This window comes from Sphingopyxis sp. GW821-FHT12C06, assembly GCF_058807415.1.
Map to the genome: position 1 here is coordinate 151,075 of NZ_JBXAQR010000003.1, position 22,572 is coordinate 173,646.

Sequence of the window (22,572 nt, forward strand, 5' to 3'; positions counted from 1 at the left end):
TCCGGAAAACACCTCCTACGCCTTCAATATTGGCTTGACAGTGGGTATATAATCATACTTATTATCCGCATCAAAGGTAATTAATAGAATGAGATCGCGATGACGACCCAAAGTTCCGTCCCTGCCGAAGGCCGAGGTCACGCCGGGGGGAACCATTATGATTTTGAAGGCCGGGTGGCTGTCGTCACGGGCGGTGCGCAGGGTATCGGTTTCGGTGTCGCCCAGCGTATCGTCGCCGGTGGCGGGGCGGTCGCGCTGTGGGATCGCGACGGCAAGATGCTCGACGATGCCGGCGCGCGGTTCGGCAATAACGCAAGCATATTGCGTCAGCGCGTCGACATAGGCGATCTCGAAGCGGTCGAGGCTGCTGCGCAAGAAGCGGTCGATCATTTCGGCCGGATCGACATATTGATCAACAATGCAGCGCTGGTCGGGCCGAATGTTCCGACCTGGGAATATCCGCCCGATGCCTTTCGCGATGTCGTGCATGTGGGGCTGACGGGTGCATTTTATTGCTGCCGCGCGGTGGTGCCGCACATGATGCAGAAGGGATATGGCCGGATTGTCAATGTGAGCTCGATCGCGGGCAAGGAGGGCAATCCCAACGCCGTCGCCTACAGCTCGGCGAAGGCTGGCCTGCTCGCGTTGACCAAATCGCTCGGCAAGGAACTGGCCGGTCATGACATTGCGGTCAACGCGGTGACCCCGGCGTTCGCAAAAACCGCGCTCGCGATGACCCAGTCGCCGCAGCATATCGAATATATACTCTCGAAGATTCCGCGGGGCCGCATGCTCGATATCGCCGAAGCGACGTCGATGATCTGCTGGCTCGCGACCGAAGAAAACTCGTTCACTACCGCGGCAGTTTTCGATCTTTCCGGCGGCCGGGCGACCTATTGAACCAAAACCTGCCGACAGACGACACAATCAGAAGGGACAGATATGCATATTCTAAGGTTCGGTCCGGAAGGGGCGGAGCAATATGGCCTGCTGGACGACGCCGGTGTCGTTCGTGACGCATCGTCGGCTTTGGGCGATGATATTGGCGATTTCGGCAGGGTTGTTGAAGTTCTCGGCCGCGTAAACCCGCGCGACCTGCCCGCCGTGCCCGAAGATGCACGGCTTGGATGCCCCGTTGCGCGGGTCGGGAAGGTCATCTGCGTCGGATTGAACTATTCGGATCATGCCGCCGAAACCAACATGGCGGTGCCGGTCGAGCCGGTTCTGTTCATGAAGGCGAATACCTCGGTTTGCGGTCCGAATGACGATATCCGCATCCCGGTCGACGCCACGAAAGTGGATTGGGAGGTCGAGCTGGGCGTCGTCATCGGCAAACGGACGACGCGTGTGAGCGAGGCGGAGGCGCTGGATCATGTCGCCGGATACACGGTGGTCCATGACGTTTCCGAACGCGGTTTCCAGCTGGAAGGAACCGGGCAATGGCTGAAGGGCAAAAGCCTTGATAGCTTCTGCCCCGTCGGCCCCTGGCTCGTTACGCGCGACGACGCCGCCGATCCGCAGGATCTGGCGATGTATCTCGACGTGAACGGCCAGCGCATGCAGGACGGCTCGACGCGGACGATGGTGTTCAAGGTGGCATTTCTCGTCTCCTATATCAGCCGTTTCATGACGCTCGAGCCGGGCGATCTCATTTCCACCGGCACCCCGCCGGGCGTGGGCATGGGGAAGCAGCCGCCGGTCTATCTGAAACCGGGCGATCAGGTGGCGCTCGGCATCGAGGGGCTCGGCACCCAGCAGCAGGTGGTGCGTCTGACGGACTAGGGGGGCGGCTCGCTTCCCCCTTCAGATCCTCGACGCCTTCTCGATCTTTCCAAGGAACAAACATGAAAATCACAGTGACCGACGCGACCTTTCCATCTCTTGCGCACGAACGCGCGGTTGCGGAGGAATTCGGCGCCGGGTTCGTGGAGGCGAAATGCGCCAGCGCTGATGATGTCATCGCGGCGGCGGACGGCACTGACGTGCTGATCGTCCAGTTCGCGCAGGTCACGGCGGATGCGATTGCCCGGCTGGCGCCGGGTTCGCTGATCGTCCGCTATGGCATCGGACTCGACAATATCGATCTTGCGGCCGCGCAGGCGCATGGGGTGAAGGTCGCCTATGTGCCCGACTATGCTACCGGAGAGGTGGCCGATCATACGACCGCGTTGGTCCTTACCATGCTGCGCTGCGTGGTGCCGCTGGACCAGTCGGTGCGCGACGGAAAATGGGACGCGGTAGGGGTTGCCGGCGCGCTGCGGGCTTTTCCGGAAACCACCGTAGGCTTCGTCGGGTTCGGGCGCATCGGGCAGGAGGTGCTTGCCCGCCTCAAGCCATTCGGCTTCAAGGCTATCGTCGCGGACCCTTTCGCCGATCCGGACATGCTGGACAGACTGGGCGCCGAGGCCGTGGATCTCGACACGCTGTTCGACCGCGCCGACGTCGTCACGCTGCATTGCCCGCTTACGCCCGAGACGCGGCATGTGGTGAACGCCGCACGGCTGGCCCGCAAACCGGACCGGGCTGCGCTGGTCAATACCGCCCGCGGCGGGCTGATCGACCCGGACGCACTCGCCAATGCGCTGGGGTCAGGTCAGTTGCGCGCGGCTGCGCTGGACGTGTTCGAGGTCGAACCGCTGCCGCAGGACTCAGCGTTGCGCAATTGCCCGAATTTGATCCTGACCCCGCACGCCGCTTGGTATTCCACCAGCGCGATCGAGCGCCTGCAGTCGCTTGCGGCCGACGAAGTCAGGCGTCATCTCACGGGGCAGCCGATGCGGCGATCCGCAACCGGCGACTAATGCGGGAAGGGGGTGGCTGCGAAGGTCGATGAAATGCAGCTGATCCGTCGCCGATAGGTACCCAAAAGCGGACGCAAGTTTCCTGCGGGACAGGGGCAGCACTCTTTACGTCATTCAGGCGGCCCTTGTTTTTGATTGCCATTTGCCCAGCATATGATGCTGTCGCTCTTGTTGGCCATCTAAAGCCGAACTCGCGCTGTCGATGGCCAGAGCGGCTGAGCATCGGATGTCAGCCGATGGTGCGAGCCAACTCCCGGTTGAGCCAGAGCGCAACAAGCGTTCCGATCGCGCCAGACAGCAGGTAGGCGCCAGCGGCAATCAACCCGAATTGGCTCGATAGCCAAAGGGCGATGAGTGGGGCAAAGCCGGCGCCGAAAAGCCACGCTAGGTCGGAAGTGAAGGCCGAACCCGTATAGCGATGGCGCGGCTGGAAGTTCGATGACAGCGCGCCCGACGACTGGCCGAAGGAGAGCCCGAGCAGCGCAAAGCCCAGGATCATGAAGGCGGCTTCGCCAAACTCGCCGGCATCGAGCAATTGCGGAGCGAAGCCGCTGAAGGCGGCAATGGCGGCTGCGGTGACGCCAAGAACGGTCCGTCGCCCAACCCGGTCAGCGAGATAGCCCGAGGCGATGATCGAGAAGATGCCGACGACCGCGGCGACCGCTTCGATCATCAGGAAGCGGACCGGGGTCTCGTCGGTGAAAAGGAACACCCATGACAGCGGATATACCGTCACCATGTGGAACATGGCGAAGCTGGCAAGCGGGGCGAAAGCCCCTGCGGCGATGATTCTCCATTCCGAGCGCATCGTTTCCATCAGCGGTGCGGGCTGCAGGTCGCGGTTCTCGAACAGGCGGGCATATTCGGGCGTGACCACGATGCGCAGCCGCGCGAAGAGCGCGACGACGTTGATCGCAAAGGCGACGAAGAAGGGATAGCGCCAGCCCCATTCAAGGAAATCCTGTGCTGGCAGCGCCGAAATCAGGAACATGAAGAGCAGGCTCGCGACGATCAGGCCGAGCGGTGCCCCCAGTTGCGGGATCATCGCGTACCAGCCGCGCTTCTTTTCGGGCGCATTGAGCGCCAGCAGCGAGGCCAGCCCGTCCCATGATCCGCCCAGCGCGACGCCCTGACCCATGCGAAAAAGTGCGAGCAGCAGCGCCGAGCCGATGCCGATGGAGGCATAACCGGGCAAGAAGGCGATGGCGGCAGTCGATCCGCCGAGCAGGAAAAGCGCGATCGTCAGCTTTGCCCCGCGACCATAGGCGCGGTCGATCGCGGTGAAGATGATCGTACCGACGGGACGCGCGACGAAGGCGAGGGCGAAGATGGCGAAAGACCAGAGCGTGCCTTCGAGCGGCTCCATATAGGGGAAGACCAGCTTCGGGAACACGAGCACCGATGCGATGGCATAGACGAAAAAGTCGAAAAATTCCGACGTGCGGCCGATGATGACGCCGATTGCGATTTCGGCCGGCGCGATCGGATGGCCGTCGTCGTGGAGCGCGCGCGCGTCGCGTTCGGCCTGGGTGGTGGGCACGGTATCGGCAGACATTGTGTCGCGGTCCTGCATCGGGCGCTGTCCCGGAATGTCCAGAGGGACAGCGCGAGTCGGTTTATAGGGCAAGGGCCCCAGTCATGGAAATGCCCCTGCGTCATTGATGGCGATCAAGGGATTGGACAAAATGTCCTATGTGCGGTGCAGCAAAGCGGGCCTAGGCGCGCGGCTATGGCCATAAAGCTCTCCCGCTCCGCCGGTCGATTCCGGCTTTTGCCCCTGATTGCATCGCTGCCGCTGCTCTCCGGCTGCGGCATGGTGGTGCTCGACCCGGCGGGCGATGTCGCGCGCCAGCAAGGCGATTTGATCGTCCTCTCGACGGTCCTGATGCTGCTGATCATCGTGCCGGTGATGGTGTTGATTGTCTTTTTCGCCTGGCGCTACCGCGCTGCGAACAAGCAGGCGACCTATAAACCCGACTGGGATCATTCGACCCAGCTCGAGCTTGTCATCTGGGCCGCGCCGCTGCTGATCATCATCTGTCTGGGCGCGGTGACCTGGGTCGCGACGCATCTGCTCGACCCCTATCGCCCGCTCGCGCGTACCGCGCCGGGCAAGCCGGTCGCGGCGGACGTCAGGCCGCTCGATGTACAGGTCGTCGCGCTCGACTGGAAATGGCTGTTTATCTATCCCGAACAGGGCGTAGCGACGGTGAACGAGCTGGCGCTGCCGGTGAACCGGCCGGTCCGGTTCCGCATCTCTTCCTCTTCGGTGATGAACAGCTTCTATGTTCCGGCGCTCGCGGGACAAATCTACGCGATGCCCGGCATGGAAACCAAGCTGCACGGCGTGTTCGACAAGACCGGAGAGTTTGAAGGTTTTTCGGCCAATTATTCGGGCTGGGGCTTTTCGAATATGCGTTTCGCGGTGAAGAGCCTGCCTGCGGGCGAGTTCGACAAATGGGTCGCGACCGCGAAGGCGTCGGCCGAGGGTGACCTGAGCCGCGATGCCTATCTGAAGCTCGAAAAGCCGACGCAGAAAGAACCCGTCCGCCGTTTTGCCGCAAGCGATCCGCAGCTGTTCGACGCGGTCGTGAACATGTGCGTCGAGCCTGGCAAGATGTGCATGCACGACATGATGTCGCTCGACGCCGCGGGCGGTGCGGGGATCGCGGGCATCCGGAATGTCCGGCAGGTCACCTATGACAAGTTCGCGGCGCGCGGCACCGTCGACGCTGCACGCTGGAGCATGCGTTATGTCGCCGCTTATTGCAGCTCGCCGGTGATGTCGAACGACCGTCCCGACGCGAAGCCGGTCGCCCCGGAAAAGCTGAAGGGTGAGGGGCTGCCCGTCCCGGCGAAGCCCGAGCGCACGGTGCTGAACGCCGCCGCTACCCGTCCGATGTCCTGAACCGAGCCGAGATCATCATGACCATTCCGCATCCCGCACCCGAAACCGGTCCGATCCTCGGCAAACTGTCGCTCGAGGCGCTGCCGCTGCACGAGCCGATCCTCGTTGCCACTTTCATCGCAGTGGTGATCGGCGGGATCGCCATGCTCGGCCTGATCACCAAGTTCCGCCTCTGGGGCTATTTGTGGAAGGAATGGTTCACCACCGTCGATCACAAGCGGATCGGGATCATGTACATGATCCTCGGCCTCATCATGTTCCTGCGCGGCTTTGCCGATGCGATCATGATGCGCATCCAGCAGGCGATGGCATTCGGCGGGTCCGAAGGATATTTGAACGCCCATCATTACGACCAGATCTTTACTGCACACGGCGTAATCATGATCTTCTTTGTCGCGATGCCCTTCATTACCGGGCTGATGAACTATATCGTTCCGCTCCAGATCGGCGCGCGCGATGTCAGCTTTCCCTTCCTCAACAATTTCAGCTTCTGGATGACCGCTTCGGGCGCGGCGCTGACGATGGTTTCATTGTTCGTCGGCGAGTTCGCGCAAACGGGGTGGCTAGCCTATCCGCCCTTGTCGGGCATCGCATACAGCCCCAATGTCGGGGTCGATTATTATATATGGGCGCTCCAGATAGCCGGTGTCGGGACGACCTTGTCGGGCATCAATCTGATCGTCACGATCCTTAAGCTGCGCGCGCCCGGAATGGGGCTGATGAAGATGCCCGTCTTCACCTGGACCAGCCTGTGCGCGAACATCCTGATCGTCGCGTCCTTCCCGGTGCTGACCGCCGTGCTCGCGCTGCTCGGGCTCGACCGCTATGCCGGGACCAATTTCTTCACCAACGACCTCGGCGGATCGCCGATGATGTATGTGAACCTGATCTGGATCTGGGGTCATCCCGAGGTCTATATTCTGATCCTGCCGCTGTTCGGCGTTTTCTCGGAGATCACGTCGACCTTCTCGGGCAAGCGGCTCTTCGGCTATACATCGATGGTGTACGCAACGGTGTGCATCACCATCCTGTCGTATCTCGTCTGGCTGCACCATTTCTTCACCATGGGGTCGGGGGCGAGCGTCAACAGCTTCTTCGGCATCACGACGATGGTGATTTCGATCCCGACGGGGGCCAAGCTCTTCAACTGGCTCTTCACCATGTATCGCGGACGCATCCGCTTCGATCTGCCGATGATGTGGACGGTTGCCTTCATGCTGACCTTCGTCGTCGGCGGGATGACCGGCGTGCTGCTCGCAGTGCCGCCTGCCGACTTCGTGCTGCACAATTCGCTCTTTCTGATCGCGCATTTCCATAATGTGATCATCGGCGGTGTGCTGTTCGGGCTGTTCGCGGCGATCAACTACTGGTGGCCCAAGGCCTTCGGCTTCAAGCTCGACGTTTTCTGGGGCAAGATCAGCTTCTGGTGCTGGGTCGTCGGTTTCTGGCTTGCCTTCATGCCGCTCTATATTCTGGGCCTGATGGGGGTCACCCGCCGGATGCGCGTGTTCGACGATCCGGGCCTGCAGATATGGTTCGTCATCGCCGGCATTGGCGCGGCCGTGATTGCTGTGGGCATCGCCGCGATGCTCGTCCAGTTCGCGGTCAGCATCTGGCGCCGCGACCAGCTTCGCGACGAAAGCGGCGACCCGTGGAACGGCCGTACGCTGGAATGGGCGACCAGTTCGCCGCCGCCCGACTATAATTTCGCCTTCACGCCGGTGATTCACGATCTTGATGCGTGGCACGACATGAAGCGTCGCGGGCACGACCGGCCGGTTGCGGGCTTCCGCGACATCCATATGCCGAGCAACACCGGTGCGGGGATCATCCTGTCGGGCATCGCCCTGGTTATGGGTTTCGCGCTCGTCTGGCATATCTGGTGGCTCGTCGGTGGGAGCTTCATCGCCCTGATCGCCGGCGCGATCATCCACACCTTCAACTACAAGCGCGATTTCCATATTCCCGCCGCGACCGTTGCGGCGGTCGAGGATGCGCGCACCCGCCAGCTGGCGGCCGGAGCCTGAGGCCATGAGTACGACAACGCTGCCCGCAACCGCCGAGCCCGTCTCCTTCTATGAACTGAACGAGCATCCGCATCCCGAAGGTCACAGCACGATGCTGGGCTTCTGGATCTATCTGATGAGCGATTGCCTCATCTTTGCGATCCTCTTTGCCTGCTATGCCGTACTCGGCGGCAGCTATGCCGCGGGCCCGGCACCGAAGGATTTGTTCGACCTCAACCTCATCGCGCTTAACACCGCGATGCTGCTCTTCTCGTCGATCACTTATGGCTTCGCGGTGCTGGCGATGCAGCAGGGCAGGCTGCGTCTCACCCAGATCTGGCTCGGCGTCACCGGTCTGTTCGGCGCCGCCTTTCTGGGGATCGAGCTCTATGAGTTTCATCACCTGATCGAGATGGGCGCGACGCCGCAGCGCAGCGCCTTTCTGTCGGCCTTCTTCACGCTGGTCGGCACCCACGGACTGCACGTCACTTTCGGCCTCATCTGGCTGATAACGCTGACGGTCCAGCTGTCGAAGCACGGATTGGTCGCCGCGAACCGTCGCCGCGTCATGTGCCTGTCGATGTTCTGGCACTTCCTCGACGTCATCTGGATCGGCGTCTTCACCTTTGTCTACCTCATGGGAATGCTGCGATGAGTTCCGACCATCACTCCGCCAATGACGGGCATCACGAAATCGAGATGCCGCATGCGTCGATGCGCGACTATGCGATCGGTTTCGCCCTTTCGGTGATCCTGACCGCCATTCCCTTTTGGCTGGTGATGACGCGTCCGATGGGCGCGGGGGCTACGGCCGCGATCATCATGGCCTTCGCGGTGGTTCAGATTGTCGTCCACATGGTCTATTTCCTGCACATGACGCCGAAGGCGGAGGGCGGATGGTCGCTGACCTCGCTCGTCTTCACGATCATCGTCGTCGTGATCATGCTCGCGGGATCCCTATGGGTAATGCACCATCTCAACACCAATATGATGCCGATGCCGCACGACGTCAGCCAGCTGCCGTGACGCGCGCGCGCCGCGCAGCTTTTGCCGCGGCGGCACTGGTTCTGACAACCTGCCTCGTCGCATTGGGCGTATGGCAGCTCGATCGGCGCGCGTGGAAGCACGAGCTGGTCGCTGCGGTCGAAACACGCATCCATGCCGAACCGGCGGCGGCGCCAGGGCCACGGGAATGGCAGGCTGTCGGCGCCGCCAGCCATGCCTATCGCCGCGTCCGCGCGACCGGGCGGTTCGATCACGACCGCGAGACGCTCGTCCAGGCGGTGACCGGTCGCGGCGGTGGCTATTGGGTGCTGACGCCGCTTGAAACGCCCGGCTTTACGCTGCTAGTCAATCGCGGTTTCGTGCCGCCGGAGCGGCGCGATCCGGCGACACGCGCCGCCGGCAATCCCGCGGGGATGGTGGCCGTCACCGGCTTGTTGCGCATCACAGAGCCCGGCGGGGCCTTTTTGCGCTCCAACGACCCGGCGGCAGGACGATGGTATTCGCGTGACATTGCCGCCATTGCGAAGGCTAGGGGGCTGGGCCATGCTGCGCCCTATTTCATCGATGCCGACGCTACGCCCAATGCGGGTGGCTATCCCGTCGGGGGGCTGACCGTCGTGCGCTTTTCCGACAATCATATGGTCTATGCCCTGACCTGGTTCGGTCTCGCCTTGCTCAGCCTCTTTTTTGCATGGCGCCTGTGGCGCCCGACGCCGCGCGGGTTCAATATGGCGGACGAATGAGCAAGGTCGTCACCCCATCTGTCGCGCTGCCCGAGGCCGACGCCGGACGCCGCAACATGTCGCTGCTGATCCAGCTGCGCTGGCTCGCGGTCGGCGGCCAGTTGCTCACGATCCTGGTGGTGAGCATGGCGATGGATATCAGGCCGCCGCTGGCTCCGCTGCTCGGCGCAATTGCCATTCTCGTCGCAATCAATCTCGCCAGCCAGCTGCTCCTGCAGCGCGGCCGCGCGATTACCAATATCGAACTCACCGCAGCGCTGCTGCTCGATGTGGCGGTGCTTGGCTGGCAGCTTCATCACAGCGGCGGCCTCGCCAATCCCTTTGCCTCGCTCTTCCTTCTGCAAATCGTGATCGGTGCGATCCTGCTGACGCCGCGCTCTTCGTGGATGATCGTCACGGCGACGCTGGTGACGATCGCCGCGCTGCGCATCGACCCGACGCCACTGGTCCTGCCGGCCGCTTATGTCGACGATCCGATGGGCCTGTATCTTGCGGGCAGCCTTGTGTGCTTTGTGCTGATCGCGGTGCTGCTTGTCGCCTTCGTCACCAGGATCAGCCGGAACCTCAGCGAGCGCGACGCCGCGCTTGCCGCCAGCCGGCAGCGCGCGGCGGAAGAGGATCATATCGTGCGCATGGGCCTGCTGGCTTCGGGCGCGGCGCATGAACTGGGCACGCCGCTTTCGACGCTGTCGGTCCTGATCGGCGACTGGAAGGCGGTGCCGCGCCTCGCAGACGACCGCGAGGTTCAGGAAGATCTCGTCGAGATGGACATAGCGGTCCGGCGCTGCAAGGCGATCGTCAGCGGCATATTGATGTCGGCGGGCGAGGCGCGGGGCGAGGCGCCCCAGTTGACGACTATGCGTGCCTTTCTCGCCGAAATGGTGGCGCATACGAGTGCCGTGCGCCGGCCCGGCACCGTCGAGTTTAATGATCGCTTCGGCGCCGATGTCGCCATCGTGTCGGATCCTGCGTTGCGGCAGGTGATCGGCAATGTTCTCGATAATGCCGCGGAAGTGTCGCCGGACTGGACCAGCATCTCGGCCTCGCGTGATGGCGACATGGTGGTGATCGAAATCGCCGACCGGGGGCCGGGATTCAGCGAAGACATGCTCGAAAGCTTCGGTCAGCCCTATCGTTCGACCAAGGGGCGGCCCGGCGGCGGGCTGGGGCTGTTCCTGCTGGTCAATGTGCTGCGCAAGCTGGGCGGCGGTGCCAGCGTATCCAATCGCGATGCAGGGGGGGCGCTGGTGCGGATTTTTCTGCCGATTTCGTCTATAGCACGGCCGGACGGAGAAACGTCATGAGTGGCAAACGACAACTGCTGATTGTCGAGGACGACGAAGCCTTTGCGCGGACACTCAAGCGTTCGTTCGAACGGCGCGGCTATGATGTGCGCGTGGCGCACAGTCCCGAAGAGCTGGCGCATGCTCTGGAAGGATATCGTCCGGGCTATGCGGTCGTGGACCTCAAGCTTGGCGCCGCGTCAGGACTTGCCTGCGTCCAGACATTGCGGGCTGTCGACGCCGCCATGCGGATCGTGGTGCTGACCGGCTTTGCCAGTATCGCTACGGCGGTCGAGGCGATCAAGCTGGGGGCATCCTATTATCTCGCCAAACCATCCAATACCGACGATATCGAAGCCGCTTTCGACCGCGCCGAAGGCAATCCCGAGGCCCCGCTCGATGGCCGCCAGTCTTCGATCAAGACAGTCGAGTGGGAACATATCCATCAGACACTGGTCGAAACGGATTTCAATATTTCCGAGACCGCCCGCCGGCTCGGCATGCACCGGCGCACACTCGCGCGCAAACTGGAGAAGCGGCAGGTGCGGTGATCCGCGGCAGGGCAAGCGCGGTTGTCGATAAGGTAAAGCGAGATTGCAGATGCCTGCTTCTGTTGTGCGCGGCGCAAGTGCCGCTGGTCCGCGTGCGGCCAGACGGAGACTGACGGCTTTGCGCCCCATATCGGTTATTCGAGCCGTAATTGCTCTTTGCCCGAAAGCGGTCATTCATTTGTATAAGGCGTCTGCTGCCTAAAACTCCTTTGCCACGCTGATTTTGGCGGTGCCCAAAGCGGTTCCCGAGCCCAAACGTCCACCAAGGTCAATGCCGAAGGTCCAGCCGCTCTCGATGTCGAGCGTGGTGCCGATCTCCAGCTGGATCTCGTCACGGGCCCAGTGGTCGTCATCGATCAGATAGCCATAGCCCAGACCGTTGGCGCCGACGATGTCGGCATAATCCAGCGCTTGGGCCCCGCTGCGGTTGAACTCGTGGCGCCACTCGATCCGGCCGCGCGGGGTGAGCAGGCCGATGCTCGCGGGTAGCGCGATCGAGCCCCGCCCGCCGAGTATGCCGGCAAAGGATTCGGGTTCGCGCCGCGCGAAGGAGAGGTTGTAAATGTCGGCGCCGCTTTCGGCATAGGCCTTGAGCTTTGCCGCCATATATTCGGCGCGGCCATAGCCGGAAAAGCGCCAGCGATCGCCTGACCACTCGAACCCCGTTGCGAGCGAACCGAATTTCATGCTTCCGTCGCGCCGACCATATGCCGTCATGCCATTGGCTCCCACCAGACGACGCGTCTTGAAGTCCAGTCCGCCAAGGCCGACGACGCCGTCGATGAACATGCCTTTCGCCGGCGTGACGCTTCCATAGAGCGCTCCCACCCAGCTTTCTCCATCCAGCCGCCCTTCGTCATCTTGTCCGACCTTGGTGCGGTCGAAGCCATAGCCCCCGCCCAAGCCGATCGTCACAGCCTCGCCGACTTTGAGGTCGAGCCCGGCGCTCAGCCCCGAACTCGAAATACGCAGCTTGGATCGCCGCGTGCTCGCGTCGCGTGTGCCGATCAACAGCGCGCCGCCCGTCCACATTTCGACCGAACCGGTCGGGCGTTCGCCCGACGACGGGTTGGTGGCGCCGTCCGTCGTGGCCATGTCGGCGAGCACCGGCGAGGTGCCGTCTGACGCATCAGCCAGTTGCACGCCGCGCAGGCCGCGCATGCTGACGATCGTCTCGGGTTCGTCACGGCCGTCGGCCGTCAACCGTCCGTCGCGGGTTATCGTGGGATCGCCGCCGGTGACGCGCATGCCAAGCTGTTTTCCGCGGCTTGCGCTGCCGTTGCCGTGGAGCTGTTCGTTACGGCGCGCGAAATTGTCGAGCTGGGTACTCGCGAAGCGTCGTGTCGCCTCGACCTGCGCCGCGCTCAACGCATTCACCACGGGGTCCTGCGAGGGGTCGGGGCGCGCCTCGACCATCACGGTGACCGATGCAACTTGCGACGTGCCGAAGACATTGCTGAGTGTATAGCGCACCACCGCCGATCCGCTGAAGCGGCCGATCGCTTTCAATGTCATCGCATAGCTGCGATTATTCGCGCTGCCGCCCGGAACCAGTTCGGCCGAAAGCGAATTCGCCGGTGTGATCGAGACGATGGTTGCGGCGGTGAACGGCCCATCGGCTACGCCCGTCGTGAGGTCGAGCGTCAATTCGCGGCCGTTGAGCAATGTTGCCGACAGGCTGCGCGCGACGGGTACTGCGCCGACGACTGACAGCGTCACGCGCGCCGGCGTGGAACTGCCGCCCGGGCCGGTCGCCACAAAGGTAAAGCTGTCGGCGCCTTGATAGCCGGGCGTCGGGCGATAGGTGGCCACGAAATTGCCTGCGATAGTCACGGCGCCATGCTGCGGCTGGGTATCGATAAGGATATTGCTGTAGTTTCCGTCGACCAGCGCCGACAGATCGATATCGACCGACGTGGCGCTCTGAACCGTCGATCCGGGAACCGAAGTGCCGGGCGCATCCCGCGCGCTGGGGGCCGCGGGCAATGCGATCTGGAGCGTATAGGCGGTGGCGCCGCTGAACGGCCCCGCGCCAGTCGAGCTGTCGGTTCCGGTCACGGTGAAAGCGAAGGCACCGCTCTGCGTCGGGGTGCCGGAAATGACACCTGCGTTGCCGAGCGACAGGCCGGTGGGTAAAGCGCCCGCGCTGACAGCATAGCTGTACGGTGCGATGCCCCCGTTTGCGGCCAGCGTGGCCGAATAGGCGGCGCCCTGTTGCCCGGCAGCAAGGCTGGCGGGGCCGACCGCGACGACGGCAGCGCCTATCGTGATCGCCGCTGTCGCGGGCGCCGACGTGCCGCCGTCGTTGACCGCGACATAGGTGAAGCTGTCGGGGCCGGCATAGCCCGCCGCGGGGGTGTAGCTGATGGTCAGCCCGGCAATCGTCGCGGTGCCATGCAAAGGCGGCGTCGCCACGGCGACGCTCGCCGCGGTCCCGCCAGACAGGCTGAGGGCGATCGGGGTCGCTGTGGCGCCATAGGCGATGTTGGCGCTGACATTGTTGGCGATCGGCGGCAAGGGCGGCGAGATGGTCAAAGTGTAGCTCTGTGCCGTTGTAAACGGCCCGGTGCCGCTCGAACTGTCGGTTGCGGTCACGGTGACGGCGAAGCTGCCATGCACAGCGGGCGTGCCCGAAATGACGCCGGTGGGGGAAAGCGAAAGGCCGGCAGGCAGCGCCCCCGATGTGATCGCATAGCTATAGGGCGCGGTGCCGCCCGATCCGCTGAGCGTGGCGCTATACGAGGCTTCGACCATCCCCGCGGGCAGCGTCGCCGGCGCGATTGTGAGCGTGGCGGCGGCAACAGCGAGCGTGTAGGATTGGGTTGCCGTAAAGGGGCCGCCAGGCGACGTGTCCATGACGTCGACCGTGAAGGCGAAACTGCCGCCTGCTATGGGCGTGCCCGAAATTGCGCCGTTGCTCGCCAATGTCAGTCCTGCGGGTAGCGAGCCGGTGCCGATGCTGAAACTATAGGGCGCCGTACCGCCGCTGGCTGACACGCTTTGGCTATAGGCGGCTCCGACTGTGGCGGCCGGAAGCCCGGACGGCGCGATGAGAAGCGTCGCGGCGCCGACGGTGACGCTATAAGCCTGGCTGACCGAGAAGGGCGCGCCGACGCCGGTCGAACTGTCGGTCGCGGTGACGGTGAAGCTGAAATTGCCTGCTGCGCCTGGCGTGCCCGAAAGCGTGCCGTCGGTCGCGAGCGCGAGGCCGGGCGGCAAAGTTCCGGGCGGAACTGCATAGCTGTAGGGAGCGGTGCCGCCGCTGGCCGTGATCGTCGCCGAAACCGGCGTGCCGAAGGTCATGGCGGGGAGCGTTGAGGGTGCAATTGTGAGCGTGGCTCCGGCAATGACCAGAGTGTAGTTGCGGGTAGCCGTTGCGCCGCCATTGTCGGTGGCGGTGACAGTGAAGTTGAAACTGCCGCTGGCGCTGGGCGTGCCCGTGAGCGCGCCGCCGTTTGACAGCGAGAGTCCGGCGGGCAGCGCTCCCGGGCTGACCGAGAAGCTATAGGGTGCCGCGCCGTCTATCGCGCCGATGGTTTGGCTATACGCGCTGCCCACCTGTCCGGCAGGCAGGCTTGGCGGTGTCACCGACATCGGTGAAGCGACCGCGATCGTATAGCTTCTGACCACATTATAGCTGCCGCCCGTGGTGCTGTCGGCCATGCGGACATCGAAGGCGAAATTGCCCTGCGTTGTCGGCGTACCCGACAGCACGCCGCCCGTAGAAAGTGTCACCCCGCCCGGAAGCGCACCGTTATCGAGGGTAAAGCTGTAAGGCGTGGTGCCGCCACTGCCCGTCAGCCCCTGGTTATAAACGGCGGCGATCAGCCCGTCGGGCAGGGTTGTGGGCGCAATCGCAAGTATGGGCGGGTCGATGACCAGGGTGAAGCTCTGATCCACAAGGGCCGGGCCGGTTCCCGTGGTGCTGTCATTGGCGCGAATGACAAGGTTGAACGAGCCCGTCTGGCTGGGAACGCCCGAAAGCAAGCCTGTGGCCGACAGCGTGATCCCGGAAGGCAAGGTCCCGGATTGCAGCATGTAATTATAGGGCGCGAGGCCGCCGTTTGCGCTCACGTTCTGGCTATAGGCCTGACCGGGAACCCCATTTGGCAATGCCCCGCCGAGCGTGAGCGCGGGCAGCGCCACAGCGACGGAATATGCCCCCGCCCCGATGAAGCCATTGCCATCGGTAGCGGTGATGGTGAAGTTGAAGGTGCCGCCTGCCGTTGGGGTGCCCGCAAGCGCCCCGGTGCCGGACAGTGTCACTCCGGCGGGCAGCGAACCCGCAGTCACCGCAAAACCATAAGGTGTCGTGCCGCCGGTTGCGGTGATGTTTTGCGTATAGGGAACGCCCGCGGTCGCGCCGGGCAGCGCCCCTGCTGCGGGGGTCAGTGTCACCACGGGTGCTACGATCGTGAAGCCATAGGCGCGGCTGGCCGTAAAGGGCGCACCGGTGCCCGTCGAACTGTCGGTAGCGGTAATGGTGAAGTTGAAGGTGCCCGTTGCCGTTGTCGTGCCCGAAATCGCGCCCGTGCCCGACAGAGACAAGCCGGTAGGCAAAGCCCCCGCCGTCACAAGGAAACCATAATTCGGCTGCCCACCGCTTGCGGTGATCGTCGCGCTGTACGGGCTACCAATGACGGGCGCCGAGAGCGTCACTGGTGCAATCGTAATCGTTGGCGGGCTGACCGTGATGGTGACGGTGGCGGGGGCGGACGTGCCGGCCGGGTTGGTCGCGGTATAGGTGAAGCTGTCCGCACCGGCGTAACCCGGCGTTGGCGTGTAGGTAATGCTTGTGCCGGAGGCGGTCGCCGTTCCGTGAGCCGCGGCCGTGGCGACCGCCACGCTGGTCGGCGCGCCGCCCGAGAGGTTGAGCGTGACCGGATTGCCGCTGCTGTTATGCCCCACTGTCGCGCTGACCGCACCGGCCACGACGGGAACGGCGGCGATGCTGAATGTATAGCTGCGTGTTCCGGCATAGGGTCCGCCGCCACTGCTGCTATCCTGTGCGCGTGCGACGAAGGTGAAGGATCCGCTCTGGGTTGGTGTGCCCGAGATGACGCCCGCGGCGCTCAGCGTCATCCCGCTGGGCAGGGCGCCGCTGCTGACCGACCAGCTACGGGGGGCGGTGCCGCCTGACGCCGTCAGCGTGGCGCTATAGGCCGTGTTGACCGTACCATTGGGGATGGTCACTGGTGAAACCGAAATTGTCGGCGCCACGATGGTGACGGTATAGGCATTGATGACATCGAAGGGACCACTGCCCGTCGAACTGTCGCGCGCACGAATGCTGAAATTATAGGTGCCGCCGCCCGTGGGCGTACCCGAAAGCACGACGGTGCTTGTCGTTGCATTGGGCGAAGAAACGCTTCCCAGCGAAAGGCCGGGGGGCAGGCTGCCGGCGGAAACGCTGAAGCTATAGGGGGATGCGCCGCCCGATGCCGTCAGCGTGCTTGCGCTATAGATTATGGCGACGGTGCCCGACGGCAAGGATGTCGGCGTCAATGTCTGAACCGGTGGAGCGACGGTGACGGTGACGGTTGCGGTAAGACGACCTGCGCCCGAACAGTTCACGTCGTTACAGAAATACATTGTGAATGTATCGGTTCCCGAAAAATTCGGATGGGGAGTATAGGTAATGGTATCGTCAGCCACATTGGTGACGGCGGACCATGATCCGCCTCCGGTCGTGGTGCCACTGTTCGGTGCGGCTATGCCGCTGTCGGGGGCCGGATATCGCGGATCGCATGCCAGAAACTCTGCGGTGTTCTGGGTCCCGCTCAGCACATGGGTGTTGCCGGTAGAGCGATAGGCGACCGTCCCCATATTGATACTGCAGGTTCCGCCCGCAGCCATCGCGCGGTCGGGCGCGACAAGAAATATTATCGCTGCAATGAGTGCAAAGAAAAAGATGCTCGCGGGCGTTGCCCAGGAAAAGTGATGGATGCTGTTTCGCTGCAAACGCTGCTGCATCGTTGGCCCCCGCCGTTTCTCATCGTGCACTATGCAGCGCGACGGCGCTGGCATGCGTGAAAGACTCTGACCCGGGCGCCGTGAATTGCACTATATATATGCCAGTCATGCGGCATTCCCCGCAACAACTATAGCTCAAAATGAAATTATATCTATGAAATTATATTGTTCCTGTCCGGAGGAGTAGGTTTCATTTAAATACTTCTGTAAAAAGTCGGACAACTTTGTTTAATAAGTTGAAAATTCTGGGAAATTTATTTTCATGGCGGCTTCAATAATGTCCATATATTTCAAAATATTACATTTTTTCATATTGAAATTATTAGATTTTTCGTGACTTCCTTCAGCGCGGGGCAATCGTCGATTGTCACTGCTTCGCCAATGTCGTTCCCACCCGTACAGGAGCCGGCTCATAAATCCTTAGCTTGCCTGGGCGCGGGTGAATTTCAAATGGTGACATTTGTCGACCACGATCAGGGGCACACGATTGCTGTCATGCATCGCGTTTGGCACTTCCCCGTCAACCCTGCGAAACTGTTCCCTGGATTTGCAGGATAGTCAGCGCTCACCAAAAAGCCCCGCCTTTCGACGGAGCTTTTTCGGTCTCATGTAATATTGGCAGCGCACGGCGAGGCTCGCCGGAGTGCCGGCGCTCAGATGTTATAGGTCAATTGATTTTTATGCCTCCGGCAGATGTCGATGCGGTCAACGCAGAGCTCGCGTGCACCACGCATGCCGAAACAGAATGGTTACCCGGCAATCGTCTTGCTGAGCCGTTCCTCTGGCCTGTCGATCAGTTGATTTTGAGGGTGCCAACCGTAGCACCCGTCAGATGCAGATTTGAGAAGCTATGAATTGAGCATATCCCGGACGTAAGGTTATTCGTAAGCGCCGCCGTCGACGTAAAATTGTTCCAGTTAAACGGAAACGTTAAAAAGAGGCATGTACTGACTGGTGTTTGGTAGTTGACGTTATAGGCAACTGCTCGAAATCCGGATCCGTTATATTCTGCATTTAAAATGATCGGAAGTTCTAGCTCTCCTTCAAAATCGATCGTGCAGTTCGAAATGAAGCCATCGGATTGATTGGTGAGGGTGATTTCATCTGATCCAGAAACATGGCCCGTGAATGAAACGTTGCAAGTTTTACGGCCCATCCAGCCCAATGCGCTGACGTCTATCGAACCAGTTGCCGTTATCATCTCACCGAGTAACAGTGGCGTGCCGCTAAAATTGGTCCATGTTTGAGCTTGTTCAGATGAAGTGACCATTCCGAACACCGAAATTGCAAAAATTATGCTTCTGTATGTCATTTTCATCGGTTTTCCCCTCTCAAATTACGAGAAAAATGTGTAGATTAATCTCTACGCATATCGCCCTGTACGTGAAATTTGAGATTTGGATAGCGCTGACTATCTTTTTCGGGGGTACGAAAAACCCCGCCGAAGCAGGGTCAGTTTGTGGGAGTTGCCACCGTTCCGGGTGTTTACACGGAAGCTCCTCGTTGAGGAGCAAGTTGACCGGACGCCTCCCATTTGTCAATTTGTATGTAGAGTAATACAATTGGTGGCTGAGATCGAGGGCTGCCGTTGGCAAGAACGCGTTTCCAGCGTGCGCGGGTATCCGAAGTTGCGGCCATTGCGTGGAAGATCCCGCCACGCGGCTATCGTCGTATCGATCTTCAGAAACAGCCTAGCCACGCCGAGCGGCCCGTGGGAATAGGCCCCTGATTAAGGGGCAGGTCATTTCGAACTGCGGCGCCATGCACCTCGATTGGGAGCGCTTGTCGCTGCGAGCACAGAAGAGCGCACGAGGATAGCACAAACGCTGTGTATCCAGACCGAAGAGGCGCGCCTGACTCTCGCTGAAGCCGCACATCGCGCGCAAGCTGATAGCCTTCCCGCCGCCGGCTAGCTTCTAGCCGTTCCGAATGACGACAATCCTCAGCGAAAGTTTGAAACGATAGCATTGACTATCTAAACTGCGTATTTTGATGTATGCTATCAGTTGCGGAGGCGGATTCTTCGCAATCATTTCGGACTTGGGAGGGGGCAGTCGATGAAAATGGGCATCATCAAAAGCATCATGGCAATATCTGCGTTGGGCATGGCAGCAGCGTCTCCGGTACAAGCTCAGACGTGGACCGATGCGAGCGGGAGTCCGTTGGCAACCGGTACGTTGATAAAAATTTCCGGTTCGTTGGACATCAGTCTGTTCGGCTGGTTAGGCCGGACGACCTGTAACGTTTCAATCGATGGCTATGTCGCGGACTCGAGCACTATCATGCTGACCAACACAACACTGGGATTTTGGTCAAATTGCGACCCTGATGACGTAGGATATGTCGACCTTCCTATAGAGCTATTGGCGAAACCGGGCGGATGGGTATTAGTACAGAACGTCTATTTAAACACGCCAGTCGGAACCTGCATTGCTCCCACAATTAATTTTCCTTGGTTCAATGCTACAGCATCCGAAGCTGTACTTATGTACAATGTAACAGCAGCCACACCGTGCACTTTGCACGCCGGATCGCGACTGAGAGTGACTGGTTCAATGACGGGGAACGTCAGCATAAACTGATTGCCTAGCGCCAATCGTTTCTGATCACGGCGTGCCCCTCGCGTACGAGCACGTCGCCAGCATCACGCCCATTCACCGTCACCCGGCATAGGCTGCGCTTGTATCGATCGCTTCCGTCGCAATGAAGCTTGGCCGGCGGGTGGAGGATGGCGCGGAGACGATCTCGAGCCACGATATCAGCGGCGAGGACAAACGATCTTCGCCTCCTTGTTCCAGGCACTTCGCCATAAAGGTCCATGCCCATTGGCAGGCCGCCGAACTGCCCGTTGCTGCGGCTGGCCTGCACATGGTGAGCATCAAGGCACAGGCGCCGGAGCTGGCACGCAACCGCGCGCCATGCGCCCCCGCCCGTCGATCAGGGCTGTTGTCCGACCCGCAGCTTGTAGCCGCCAATGGCGCGCTCGCTACCCGCGCTGGTCGCGCGGACGATATACTCGCCGCTTTCTTCCGGCGTGAAGGTCAGAAAGGCGTTCATCCCGTCACCGCCATCGTCGTCGCTCGCGATCGGGTCGGTGCTATAGCGGTCGCTGCCGGCATGGACTTCGATGACCGGATCGAGGCCGTCGGCGTCACGGTCCATGAAGATCATGACCTGCTTGCCCGCTTCGAAGCGGAACAGATAATCATCGACACGGCGACCGCGAATTTCGCCGTCGGTCCGCGTAAGGGCACCGGCATAATGTTTGAAGGCGATAGAGCTGTTGCCCACCACCACCGGCTGCTGCGGCGCCGGTAGAGGCGCCAGTTCACGCACATTCAGCGTATAGCTTCCCATGTCGTCGCCCACCGAGATCACACGCAACCGGTATTCGCCGCTCCGTGCAGGTACAAATTCGAGATAGGCATTGCGGCCTTCGCCACCATCGTCGTCTTCGGCGATTTCCTCGTCGTCGGCATTGGCGAAAGAGAGTCTGAGTGCGGGATCAAACTCTTCCGACTCCGCAGTAAAAGCATAGCGCTTACCGGCTTCAAGCGTCATTGTGCGCACCTGATAAGGCCGACCGTCGCGTTGGCTGTTTTCGTCGAGCTGGCCCGGCAATTGCCTGTCGGCTTTCTGTGCGAGCGCAGGCGCGCCGAAGCTCAAAGCACCTGCAACGACAGCGCTGGCCAGCCATTTCATTTTGATCCCTGTCATTCCGATCCTGTCCTTTTAAAGCCACAAAACCCCCGCGATCATAAGGCTCTAAGGCATCAAAGCCATTCTGGCCAACCATGAATCCGGTCATCGTCGCCCGGTGCGGCAAATGGTCAGGGGAAACACGACGCCACCGCCCTTTGGCGCGATGCTCAATCTCGAAGGGCTGCGGCTTCGCCGCATGCGCTCGATGAATGATTGTCGGCTCGAATCCTCCGGTTTCAACGATCCCGCATCACCGGCTGAAGGCTTTCTGACTTGATTGCGGAGATCGTCTCGTGGAAATTGAAGCTCCACAGGCCTAAAAACGGTCAGGTCCCGCCGGCTGTTCGCTGAACAGTCCCGTCGATCGTCATTCGCGGCTTAGCCGGGCGCTCTGCATGGCGTCCGGTCCATGATCGAAAACTATATTGGGAGGCCATGCTCAGGTGCTTTTTTGACTTCGGCCCTGGTATCGCGCGCGGGGCCGGATGGTTGCGCCGGTTGACGCCTGCTCCAGCGCATGCGCCACCCAGCCCACCGTTCGGGCGATAGCGAACAGCGCGAAGCCCGATCGCGGTGGCAAGGTGTATCGGCGCGCGATCGCGAGGAGCGCAAAATCGATGTTGGCTTGTAGTCCCAACATGTCCATGACGGCATCCCGTAGCATCGCAAGCTCTCCGTCCGGCTGGATATGCGCGAGCAAGGCGCCCGCACGCGGGTCGCCATAGGGATAAAGCGGGTGGCCAAATCCCGGCAGCCCGTGCCCGGCCGCGAGCCAGCGCTCTATCGCTGCGTCGGCGCCCATATTGGTCGCCTCAGTGAGCAACGATTCCAGAGCTGACCCCGCGCCGCCATGTTTCGGTCCGGACAGGGTCGCGAGCCCGGCAAGGATGCCGGCGGGCATGCCGGCGCCCGTCGAGGCCGCGATACGTACCGCAAACGTCGATGGGTTGAGTTCATGATCGGCGAGCAGGACCAGCGCCTGTCGAACCAGTTCCTCGCCCTCAGTGTCGACGGCCCACGCCGCGGAAAGCCGCTCATGGATCGGTCCCTTCCCGACGGCGCCGAAAGCCGAGGCCATCGCGGCAACACATATCGCGCCTTCGTTCACCAGCTTCGCGGCGGGCCTGCCGATGAGCGACCGAGCTCTTCCAGCCAATGCGGCGAGAGCCTGAAACGGATCGCCTTCAACGGCGACTTCCGGAAAGACAATGACGTCCGGTTGTTCCCACAACAGCGCCGCAACCTCTTCGAGCCCCATGTGCGCGGCGAGGGTCGTGGCGGTCGCGCCGCGATAGATCAACTCCCCGTGACTGACCGTGGCAATAGCCGTGGGGATCACCGGCTCGCCCCATGCCAATGTGCTCGCCGCAACCGATGTCTGTCGGCGCCCGCGTGCGCGCCGATCGGCCAGCGCCAGAATGTCGTCGCCCCGATAAAGGCTGCGCCGCGGGTCTGCGGGATCGGCGCGCCGTTCGATCTGGCCCCGGCTGACATAGGCATAAAGTGTCTGGGGCCGGACGTTGAGCCTGGCCAGTACTTCGTCCCGGGTCATCCATTCGCGCATGATTGATTCATTTGATCAAGATTGATTCACTATGCT

16 protein-coding genes are annotated in these 22,572 nt (G+C 61.8%); 11 read left to right on the forward strand and 5 right to left on the reverse strand.

Going from position 1 to position 22,572, the window contains the following annotated elements:
- Positions 1-174 precede the first annotated feature (174 nt).
- The 3 genes from AC1RRJ_RS09835 (at position 175) to AC1RRJ_RS09845 (ending at position 2,801) form a co-directional block, all read left to right on the forward strand.
- Positions 175-900 carry an SDR family NAD(P)-dependent oxidoreductase gene (locus AC1RRJ_RS09835; RefSeq protein WP_493122083.1) on the forward strand — a complete coding sequence of 242 codons (726 nt, stop codon included), beginning with the start codon at positions 175-177 and terminating at the stop codon, positions 898-900.
- A gap of 42 nt (positions 901-942) precedes the next feature.
- Entirely contained in the window at positions 943-1,782 is an 840-nt protein-coding gene (locus AC1RRJ_RS09840; RefSeq protein WP_493122085.1) for a fumarylacetoacetate hydrolase family protein, read from the forward strand.
- Between the two features lie 74 nt (positions 1,783-1,856).
- The gene (locus tag AC1RRJ_RS09845) at positions 1,857-2,801 is read left to right on the forward strand and encodes a C-terminal binding protein (RefSeq protein ID WP_493122087.1); all 945 of its coding nucleotides are present in this window, start codon (positions 1,857-1,859) and stop codon (positions 2,799-2,801) included.
- A 229-nt stretch (positions 2,802-3,030) separates the two neighbouring features.
- Here AC1RRJ_RS09845 and AC1RRJ_RS09850 read toward each other — a convergent pair whose 3' ends face one another.
- The gene (locus AC1RRJ_RS09850) at positions 3,031-4,356 is read right to left on the reverse strand and encodes an MFS transporter (RefSeq protein WP_493122089.1); all 1,326 of its coding nucleotides are present in this window, start codon (positions 4,354-4,356) and stop codon (positions 3,031-3,033) included.
- 174 nt (positions 4,357-4,530) lie between these two features.
- Here AC1RRJ_RS09850 and cyoA point away from each other — a divergent pair, with 174 nt between their 5' ends.
- The 7 genes from cyoA to AC1RRJ_RS09885 are packed head-to-tail and all read left to right on the forward strand — an operon-like array spanning position 4,531 to position 11,297.
- A complete protein-coding gene (gene cyoA, locus AC1RRJ_RS09855) occupies positions 4,531-5,709 on the forward strand; it encodes a ubiquinol oxidase subunit II (RefSeq protein WP_493122091.1) in 1,179 nt (392 codons plus the stop codon).
- 17 nt (positions 5,710-5,726) lie between these two features.
- Positions 5,727-7,736, forward strand: coding sequence for a cytochrome o ubiquinol oxidase subunit I (gene cyoB, locus AC1RRJ_RS09860; RefSeq protein ID WP_493122093.1), 2,010 nt, complete (start codon positions 5,727-5,729; stop codon positions 7,734-7,736).
- Positions 7,737-7,740: 4 nt separating this feature from the next.
- The gene (gene cyoC, locus AC1RRJ_RS09865) at positions 7,741-8,370 is read left to right on the forward strand and encodes a cytochrome o ubiquinol oxidase subunit III (protein ID WP_493122095.1); all 630 of its coding nucleotides are present in this window, start codon (positions 7,741-7,743) and stop codon (positions 8,368-8,370) included.
- The gene (gene cyoD, locus AC1RRJ_RS09870) at positions 8,367-8,741 is read left to right on the forward strand and encodes a cytochrome o ubiquinol oxidase subunit IV (protein ID WP_493122097.1); all 375 of its coding nucleotides are present in this window, start codon (positions 8,367-8,369) and stop codon (positions 8,739-8,741) included. Before cyoC ends, cyoD begins: the two co-directional genes overlap by 4 nt.
- Positions 8,738-9,463 (forward strand): SURF1 family protein, encoded by a 726-nt coding sequence (locus AC1RRJ_RS09875; RefSeq protein ID WP_493122099.1) that lies wholly within the window; start codon positions 8,738-8,740, stop codon positions 9,461-9,463. Before cyoD ends, AC1RRJ_RS09875 begins: the two co-directional genes overlap by 4 nt.
- The gene (locus AC1RRJ_RS09880) at positions 9,460-10,767 is read left to right on the forward strand and encodes an ATP-binding protein (RefSeq protein WP_493123028.1); all 1,308 of its coding nucleotides are present in this window, start codon (positions 9,460-9,462) and stop codon (positions 10,765-10,767) included. Before AC1RRJ_RS09875 ends, AC1RRJ_RS09880 begins: the two co-directional genes overlap by 4 nt.
- Positions 10,764-11,297, forward strand: coding sequence for a response regulator transcription factor (locus AC1RRJ_RS09885; protein WP_493122101.1), 534 nt, complete (start codon positions 10,764-10,766; stop codon positions 11,295-11,297). The genes AC1RRJ_RS09880 and AC1RRJ_RS09885 overlap by 4 nt, the downstream gene beginning before the upstream one ends.
- 198 nt (positions 11,298-11,495) lie before the next feature.
- On the opposite strand, the gene AC1RRJ_RS09890 is transcribed toward AC1RRJ_RS09885, so the two are convergent.
- Together AC1RRJ_RS09890 and AC1RRJ_RS09895 are read right to left on the reverse strand one after the other, a co-directional pair.
- Complete coding sequence (locus AC1RRJ_RS09890) at positions 11,496-17,153, reverse strand: putative Ig domain-containing protein (RefSeq protein ID WP_493122103.1); 5,658 nt, start codon at positions 17,151-17,153, stop codon at positions 11,496-11,498.
- Between the two features lie 910 nt (positions 17,154-18,063).
- Complete coding sequence (locus tag AC1RRJ_RS09895; RefSeq protein ID WP_493122105.1) at positions 18,064-18,588, reverse strand: PraA/PraB family alkane oxidation protein activator; 525 nt, start codon at positions 18,586-18,588, stop codon at positions 18,064-18,066.
- A 739-nt stretch (positions 18,589-19,327) separates the two neighbouring features.
- Here AC1RRJ_RS09895 and AC1RRJ_RS09900 point away from each other — a divergent pair.
- On the forward strand, positions 19,328-19,852 hold the full coding sequence (locus tag AC1RRJ_RS09900; protein WP_493122107.1) for a PraA/PraB family alkane oxidation protein activator: 525 nt from the start codon (positions 19,328-19,330) through the stop codon (positions 19,850-19,852).
- A gap of 355 nt (positions 19,853-20,207) precedes the next feature.
- Here the strand turns inward: AC1RRJ_RS09900 and AC1RRJ_RS09905 are convergent, their stop codons facing one another.
- Positions 20,208-20,987, reverse strand: coding sequence for a hypothetical protein (locus tag AC1RRJ_RS09905; protein ID WP_493122109.1), 780 nt, complete (start codon positions 20,985-20,987; stop codon positions 20,208-20,210).
- Positions 20,988-21,411: 424 nt separating this feature from the next.
- Positions 21,412-22,536: a citrate/2-methylcitrate synthase gene (locus tag AC1RRJ_RS09910; RefSeq protein ID WP_493122111.1), complete on the reverse strand. Its 1,125-nt coding sequence runs from the start codon at positions 22,534-22,536 to the stop codon at positions 21,412-21,414.
- Positions 22,537-22,572 lie beyond the last annotated feature (36 nt).

Bases quoted from the DNA above. Each gene is read 5' to 3' on its own strand.
- AC1RRJ_RS09840 (WP_493122085.1), top strand. From the start codon at position 943: ATGCATATTCTAAGGTTCGGTCCGGAAGGGGCGGAGCAATATGGCCTG.
- AC1RRJ_RS09850 (WP_493122089.1), bottom strand. From the start codon at position 4,356: ATGTCTGCCGATACCGTGCCCACCACCCAGGCCGAACGCGACGCGCGC.
- cyoA (WP_493122091.1), top strand. From the start codon at position 4,531: ATGGCCATAAAGCTCTCCCGCTCCGCCGGTCGATTCCGGCTTTTGCCC.
- cyoB (WP_493122093.1), top strand. From the start codon at position 5,727: ATGACCATTCCGCATCCCGCACCCGAAACCGGTCCGATCCTCGGCAAA.
- cyoC (WP_493122095.1), top strand. From the start codon at position 7,741: ATGAGTACGACAACGCTGCCCGCAACCGCCGAGCCCGTCTCCTTCTAT.
- cyoD (WP_493122097.1), top strand. From the start codon at position 8,367: ATGAGTTCCGACCATCACTCCGCCAATGACGGGCATCACGAAATCGAG.
- AC1RRJ_RS09880 (WP_493123028.1), top strand. From the start codon at position 9,460: ATGAGCAAGGTCGTCACCCCATCTGTCGCGCTGCCCGAGGCCGACGCC.
- AC1RRJ_RS09885 (WP_493122101.1), top strand. From the start codon at position 10,764: ATGAGTGGCAAACGACAACTGCTGATTGTCGAGGACGACGAAGCCTTT.
- AC1RRJ_RS09890 (WP_493122103.1), bottom strand. From the start codon at position 17,153: ATGGCTGCGGGCGGAACCTGCAGTATCAATATGGGGACGGTCGCCTAT.
- AC1RRJ_RS09895 (WP_493122105.1), bottom strand. From the start codon at position 18,588: ATGAAAATGACATACAGAAGCATAATTTTTGCAATTTCGGTGTTCGGA.
- AC1RRJ_RS09900 (WP_493122107.1), top strand. From the start codon at position 19,328: ATGAAAATGGGCATCATCAAAAGCATCATGGCAATATCTGCGTTGGGC.
- AC1RRJ_RS09905 (WP_493122109.1), bottom strand. From the start codon at position 20,987: ATGACAGGGATCAAAATGAAATGGCTGGCCAGCGCTGTCGTTGCAGGT.
- AC1RRJ_RS09910 (WP_493122111.1), bottom strand. From the start codon at position 22,536: ATGCGCGAATGGATGACCCGGGACGAAGTACTGGCCAGGCTCAACGTC.